This window comes from Candidatus Frankia alpina (assembly GCF_902806485.1).
GTDB lineage: Bacteria > Actinomycetota > Actinomycetes > Frankiales > Frankiaceae > Frankia > Frankia alpina.
Window position 1 is genome coordinate 1 of record NZ_CADCWT010000266.1, and the last position, 5,876, is coordinate 5,876.

At 69.6% G+C, this 5,876-nt stretch carries 7 protein-coding genes and 1 pseudogene; 5 read left to right on the plus strand and 3 right to left on the minus strand.

Going from position 1 to position 5,876, the window contains the following annotated elements; genetic code table 11:
- Positions 1-24 precede the first annotated feature (24 nt).
- Positions 25-225 (minus strand): hypothetical protein, encoded by a 201-nt coding sequence (locus G6R25_RS25490; protein WP_205447292.1) that lies wholly within the window; start codon positions 223-225, stop codon positions 25-27.
- Positions 226-753: 528 nt separating this feature from the next.
- Entirely contained in the window at positions 754-1,017 is a 264-nt protein-coding gene (locus tag G6R25_RS20390) for a helix-turn-helix domain-containing protein (protein WP_163554225.1), read from the minus strand.
- A gap of 95 nt (positions 1,018-1,112) precedes the next feature.
- Here G6R25_RS20390 and map point away from each other — a divergent pair, with 95 nt between their 5' ends.
- The 4 genes and pseudogenes from map (at position 1,113) to G6R25_RS20410 (ending at position 3,936) form a co-directional block, all read left to right on the plus strand.
- Positions 1,113-1,829 (plus strand): type I methionyl aminopeptidase, encoded by a 717-nt coding sequence (gene map / locus G6R25_RS20395; RefSeq protein ID WP_163554226.1) that lies wholly within the window; start codon positions 1,113-1,115, stop codon positions 1,827-1,829.
- 113 nt (positions 1,830-1,942) lie between these two features.
- The gene (locus tag G6R25_RS20400; RefSeq protein WP_163554227.1) at positions 1,943-3,106 is read left to right on the plus strand and encodes an epoxide hydrolase family protein; all 1,164 of its coding nucleotides are present in this window, start codon (positions 1,943-1,945) and stop codon (positions 3,104-3,106) included.
- A gap of 337 nt (positions 3,107-3,443) precedes the next feature.
- A pseudogene (locus G6R25_RS20405) lies at positions 3,444-3,817 on the plus strand (GntR family transcriptional regulator).
- Entirely contained in the window at positions 3,814-3,936 is a 123-nt protein-coding gene (locus G6R25_RS20410; RefSeq protein WP_419469391.1) for an ATP-binding cassette domain-containing protein, read from the plus strand. The pseudogene G6R25_RS20405 and the gene G6R25_RS20410 overlap by 4 nt, the downstream one beginning before the upstream one ends.
- Before the next feature lie 18 nt (positions 3,937-3,954).
- Here the strand turns inward: G6R25_RS20410 and G6R25_RS20415 are convergent, their stop codons facing one another.
- Complete coding sequence (locus tag G6R25_RS20415) at positions 3,955-4,548, minus strand: TetR/AcrR family transcriptional regulator (protein ID WP_136449591.1); 594 nt, start codon at positions 4,546-4,548, stop codon at positions 3,955-3,957.
- A gap of 111 nt (positions 4,549-4,659) precedes the next feature.
- Between G6R25_RS20415 and G6R25_RS20420 the strand changes: the two genes are divergently transcribed.
- Positions 4,660-5,673, plus strand: a complete 1,014-nt coding sequence (locus G6R25_RS20420; protein ID WP_235949239.1) for an NADP-dependent oxidoreductase — start codon at positions 4,660-4,662, stop codon at positions 5,671-5,673.
- Positions 5,674-5,876 lie beyond the last annotated feature (203 nt).

A 5,876-nucleotide genomic window follows, 5' to 3' on the forward strand; every position in this document is an offset into this window, starting at 1 on the left:
CCGCGCCTGGATGCCCGCAACCAGCTAACCCAAGATCAAACAAATACCTGACCAGTTACGGTCCTCGATGTCGGTCGCAGTGTCGAGGTCCGCCGTGCTGACCTGACCGAACTGGTCGAGGATGCGGTAGCGCAGCTGCTCCTGCTCCTGCTCCTGCTCCTGCTCCTGCTCCTGCTCCTGCTCCTGCTCCTGCTCCTGCTCCTGCTCCTGCTCCTGCTGGGTCATTGTGATCCCTTCTCGTCATTTCTTCGAACGTGCTGAAGATTGCGAGAGGGACGGTACCGCAGTCGGCTCGGGTAGCGCCAAGCCGAAATCGAATTCGGATGTATGCACTCGCTCTAGAGCATCTGACACCGCAACCTCGGCAGTCCGGATGCGCATCCCTCTTTCGGGAATAAAAACGGAAAAGCGGATCGTAAGGGACGCCACCGGTGTCGTCGTGGGTGTGATCGCCACACGAGCGGGTTCCGCACGCAGACACGAGCCGCTCCCGTCACTAGGATGCGTTTCGACAGCGGCGCCGCGCGGATGGTGCGCCCTCGAAGATGAAGCGATTCCGCCCTCGCTCCACCTTCCGGAGGAACAGCTCCGCATGGCCTTCTCTGCGGACATCTGGGCCCTCTTCTGTCCGAAGACCTGTGCGCCGGTGGCGGTAGGCAGGTTTCCTCGAAAAAGGCCGGTTCACCCCGCTCGCGTGAGCTGTCGCCACAGCGTCGCCGTCGCCGCACCGACCGTGGTCGGGCGGACGGTGTCCTAGCCGAGGGCGCGCTGCGCCGCCGGGTCACAGGCGTCGGCCAGCAGGTCCAGGGACAGGCCGAGGACGCCGGCGAGCGCGGCGACGGTGAAAAACGCCGGAGTCGCGATGCGCCCGGCCTCGATCTTGCGCAGCGTCTCCGCGGACACCCCGGCCGCGGCGGCGACCTCGACCATGCTGCGCTCGCCGCGCGCGGCCCGCAGCAGCGCCCCGAGCCGCTCGCCGCGCTCCCGCTCCGCTCTGGTCAACGGCGTCCGCACCATAGCCGTGATAGTAATACCGGTATAGTAATTGGGCGCAGGTTCGGTGGTCTCGGCGACACCAGCGGCGCCGGCGTCGACGAAGAAGGATGGTTGCGATGGTGGAGTTGAAGTCGACCGCGGCGATCGAGGCGATGGCCGCCGTCGGCGTCACGGGTCGCGAACTGGACACCGTCGCCCACACGGTGATCCGCGACGCCGGCGCCCTACCGGTGTTCCTGCACTACCACCCCGGGTTCGCCCCGACACCGTTCCCCGCGGTCATCTGCGCCTCGGTCAACGACGTCATCGTCCACGGCATCCCGAGTGACACCCCGCTGCGCGACGGCAACCTGGTCAGCATCGACTGCGGCGCCGAGCTCGACGGCTGGGTCGGCGACGCCGCGATCAGCTTCACCGTCGGCACCCCCCACCCCGGCGACGCCACCCTCATCGACACCACCGCCGCGGCGCTGGCCGCCGGCATCGTCGCCGCCGTCCCCGGCAACCGCCTCGGTGACATCGCCGCCGCCATCGGCCGGGTCGGGCGCACCGCCGGCTACGGCATCCCCCGCGGCTTCGGCGGACACGGCATCGGCCGGCGCATGCACGAGGATCCCAGCGTGCCCAACGACGGCCAGCCCGGACGGGGCATGCCGCTGCGCGAAGGCCTCGTCCTCGCCCTGGAACCGATGTTCTGCGCCGGCGGCCGCGACAGCTACTACACCGCCCCCGACGGCTGGGGCCTGCACACCACCGACGGCAGCCGCGCCGCCCACGTCGAACACACCGTCGCCATCACCGCCGACGGCCCGCGCATCCTCATCACCACCTGAGCGGGTTCGTTGCGGCCCGCCACCACGGCGGTCGATAGTCGGAACTGGCCGTCGCGACACCCACCGCCGGCCGGTGATCAACCCATCCGACCCCGGACCCCTCGGAGCCTGTCATGACGTCGCCGTCACCCGCCCTGGCGCCCTTCACCATCGACGTACCCGACGCCGTCCTCGACGATCTACGCCACCGGCTGCGCCGCACGCACTGGACCGAGCAGATCCCCGGCACGGGCTGGGACCTGGGCACCGAGGTGGACTACCTGCGCGAGCTGTGCGCCTACTGGGCGGACGGGTTCGGCTGGCGGGCCGCCGAGGCCCGCCTCAACCGCTGGCCGCACCTGTGCACCGTCATCGACGGCACCACCGTGCACGCCCTGCACGCCCGCTCGCCGCACCCGGGCGCGGTGCCGCTGCTACTCACCCACGGCTGGCCCGGGTCGATCGTCGAGTTTCTCGAGGTCATCGACCGCCTCGTCGACCCGCCGGCCTACGGCGGGGACGCCGCCGACGCCTTCCACGCCATCTGCCCGTCACTGCCCGGCTACGGCTGGTCCGGGCCGACGGTCGCCCGCGGCTGGCATGTGCGCCGCATCGCCGACGCCTGGGTGGAACTCATGACCCGCCTGGGCTACGACCGCTTCGCCGCGCAGGGCGGCGACTGGGGCGGCGCCATCACCGCCCATCTGGGCGCCGACCACCACGACCGCCTGCTCGGCATCCACCTCAACCTGGTCCCCCCGCCGCGGATGACCCGCGACGAACGGGCCGCCCTCACCCCCGACGAGGTCGCCGACCTCGACTACGCCCGCCGCTTCGCCCAGCACGAGACCGGCTACCAGGCCATCCAGGGCACCAAACCGCAGACCCTCGCCCATGGGCTGGCCGACTCCCCGGCCGGGCTCGCGGGCTGGATCGTGGAGAAGTTCCGCACCTGGTCGGACTGCGACGGCGACATGGAGAAGGCGATCAGCCGCGACGACCTGCTGACCAACATCACCACCTACTGGGTGACGGAGACGATCGGCTCGTCGATCCGGCTGTACCTCGAAACGCAGGCCGCGGGCCTGTTCGGCGCCCCCGAACGCCAGGTGAGCACCTCCACCGGCGCGGCGATCTTTCCGAAGGAGATCTACCGGCCGGCGCGCGCCGTCATCGCCCGCCACTACAACCTGCAGCGCTGGACCGTGCAGCCCCACGGCGGCCACTTCTCCGCCCTCGAACAGCCCGAACTGTTCACCGCCGACGTCACCGCCTTCTTCCGCCCCCTGCGCCCCTAGACGACACAGTTTCGTCAACTAGAGGTCATAGAAGATTAACGTTGAGTGATGGCGGTGTTGTCGCATCCACCCTGCCGCCGAACCTCGGACCACGAACGTGCACCGGCGACGGCCGGTCGCGATGGCCGGGAGGCGTTGCGGTGCGATGTGTACGGTTGCCGGCCTCAGACCGTGCAAAGCGCACCGCAACCGGCTCCGCCCGGGCATCCGGCGCCGGAAAACCCGGTGACGGCGCGCGGCGGGGCCGACAGGCTCATCTCATGAGCCTCTCTTGCCTCCTCGGTACGTTAGTCAAGTAATGAACCCATGAACATGGGTCGCCCTCGAGGGGGTGGATGTGCTCGACGACGCAACACCGCTGTTCACCCAGATCGCCCAGCGGCTGGCCAAGGAGATCGCCGACGGCGTCCTCGCCGAGGGCGAACAGGTGCCCTCCACCAACGAGCTGGCCGCCTATCCCGGATCAACCCGGCCACCGCGGCCAAGGGCCTGGGGGTGCTGAGCGACGACGGGCTGCTGGAGAAACGCCGGGGCATCGGCATGTTCGTCGCACCCGGCGCGCGCCGGCGCCTGCTCGACGAACGTTACGTGCAGCCCCTGGTCGCCGAGGCCAGCCGACTCGGCATCGACCCCGACGAGCTGGTGGCGCTGATCCGCCAGGCCAGCCCCACCCCAGGAGGCGTCCCCCTGCGACGGCCACGATCGCGGTGAGCGGCCTGACCCGCCGCTACCGCCACCACTTCGCCCTCGACGACGTCGAACTCACCGTCGAGGGACCGTCCATCACCGGCCTGGTGGGCCGCAACGGCGCCGGCAAGACCACGCTGTGATCCGCGTGCCCGACGGTTTTAGCTACGGGCCCGAGGACGGCGTTCCTCCTCGGTATCGCTGCTGTCTGCATTCGTCAGGATCGCGCTCATCACCACTCCGAAGAGGTGCTCGGCGCGCGCCTCGAGCCCGGGCATGTCGCCGAGCCAGGCCAGCGACGAGGCCAGGGCGAACAGGTCGGCGCCGTCGAGGTCGGTCCGCGCCACGTCCGCGGCCTGGGCGCGGGTGAGGAGTCGAGTGCCGGCCGCGCGCATGGTGACGCAGGAGGTGTGGAGCGCGGACTGGGGGTCCTCGATCGCCCTCATCATCGACGTCGCCACCCCGCGGTAGTTCGTCGTGCACGCGACGAAGTCGCGCAGCCACAACATCAGCGCATCCTGGGGCAAGCTCGAGGTCTCGACCTCGGCTGCCCGTGCCGTCAGCTCGTCGAAGCTCGTGCGGAGCAGGGCCTCGAGCAGCGCCTCCCGGGTCGGGAAGTGACGCAGCAGCGTCGCCAGGCCGACCCCGGCCTGGCGGGCGATGTCGCGCATCGACGCGTCGACGCCCTGTTCGGTGATGACGGCGCCGGCGACGACCAGCAGACGGACGTGGTTGGCCCGGGCATCCGCCCTCATCTGCCCTCCCTTGCACAATCGGATCGCTGACCCGTATATTCGGATCGGCGATCCGGAAAAACGGACCCCTGGTTCGCTTAATTTACCCCGCGAGAGACGCAGGAGAGCGCTGTGCCGACACAGACCATGAAAGCGATCCGGCTGCACGAGTTCGGCGGCCCCGAGGTGCTGCGTCACGAGGAGGTGCCGGTTCCCGAACCGGGGCCGGGTGAGGTGCTCGTCCGCGTGCACGCGGACGGCATCAACCCACCTGACTGGTACGCGCGCGAGGGAATGCCCGACATACCTCCCGAACTCAAGCCCCCGTTCGATCTCCCCCTGATTCCGGGGACCGACGTCTCAGGCGTCGTGGAGGCCGTCGCCGCCGTCGCCGACGTCGACGGCTTCGCGGTCGGAGACGAGGTGGTCGGCCTTCTGCGCTTTCCCACCGCTCTCCAAGGCAGCGCGTACGCCGAGTACGTCACCGCGCCGGCGTCCGACCTCGCCCGCAAGCCGGCTGCCATCGACCACGTGCACGCCGCCGGTCTGCCCATGTCGGGGTTGACGGCGTGGCAGTTCTTGATCGAGCTCGGGCACGACCATCCCTCGCCGTTCCAGAAGGCCCAGCACCGCCCGATGGCGCTCGGCAGCGAGACGACGGTGCTCGTCAACGGCGCTGCCGGTGGCGTGGGGCACCTCGCTCTCCAGCTGGCCAAGTGGAAGGGAGCCCGCGTCATCGCCGTGGCCTCCGGCGCCCACGAGACGTTCCTGCGCAAGCTCGGCGCCGACGAGTTCATCGACTACACCAAGGACCGGCCCGAGGAAGTCGCCCGTGACGTCGACCTCGTCCTGGACACCGTCGGGGGTCCCGACAGCAGGCCCTTCCTGCGCACCCTCAAGCGCGGCGGGTCCCTCTACCCGGTGTACTTCGGCAAGTTCGACGACGAGGAGAACGCGAAGCTGGGCGTCACGGCCACCCAGGTCCGCTCGAACGGCGCGCAGCTCGCCGAACTGGATCGCTTGCTTGACGCGGGCACGGTGCGCGTCGCGCTCGACAGCACGTTCCCGCTCGCGGACGCCCGAGCGGCGCACGAACGCGCCGCCCGAGGGCACATTCAAGGCAAGATCGTGCTCACGGTCGCTTAGCGGCGGAGCCGTTTCATAGAGGTGTCCGGCGCTCGTCCTGCCTCCCAGCGCATGTTGGGTGGCCGCTTTCGCTGACCACGCCCGATCTTTCACCCGATAACCGGGCAAAACGAAGCCTGGCATGACGACAACCGCGGCTTTCGGCTGGGGAAGCAGCTACCTCACCGCAACGCCTACGGGGGAGGTGAATCTCAACCCTGCAG

Coding starts and splice junctions, on each gene's coding strand:
- G6R25_RS25490 (WP_205447292.1), bottom strand. CDS start 225: ATGACCCAGCAGGAGCAGGAGCAGGAGCAGGAGCAGGAGCAGGAGCAG.
- G6R25_RS20390 (WP_163554225.1), bottom strand. CDS start 1,017: ATGGTGCGGACGCCGTTGACCAGAGCGGAGCGGGAGCGCGGCGAGCGG.
- map (WP_163554226.1), top strand. CDS start 1,113: ATGGTGGAGTTGAAGTCGACCGCGGCGATCGAGGCGATGGCCGCCGTC.
- G6R25_RS20400 (WP_163554227.1), top strand. CDS start 1,943: ATGACGTCGCCGTCACCCGCCCTGGCGCCCTTCACCATCGACGTACCC.
- G6R25_RS20415 (WP_136449591.1), bottom strand. CDS start 4,548: ATGAGGGCGGATGCCCGGGCCAACCACGTCCGTCTGCTGGTCGTCGCC.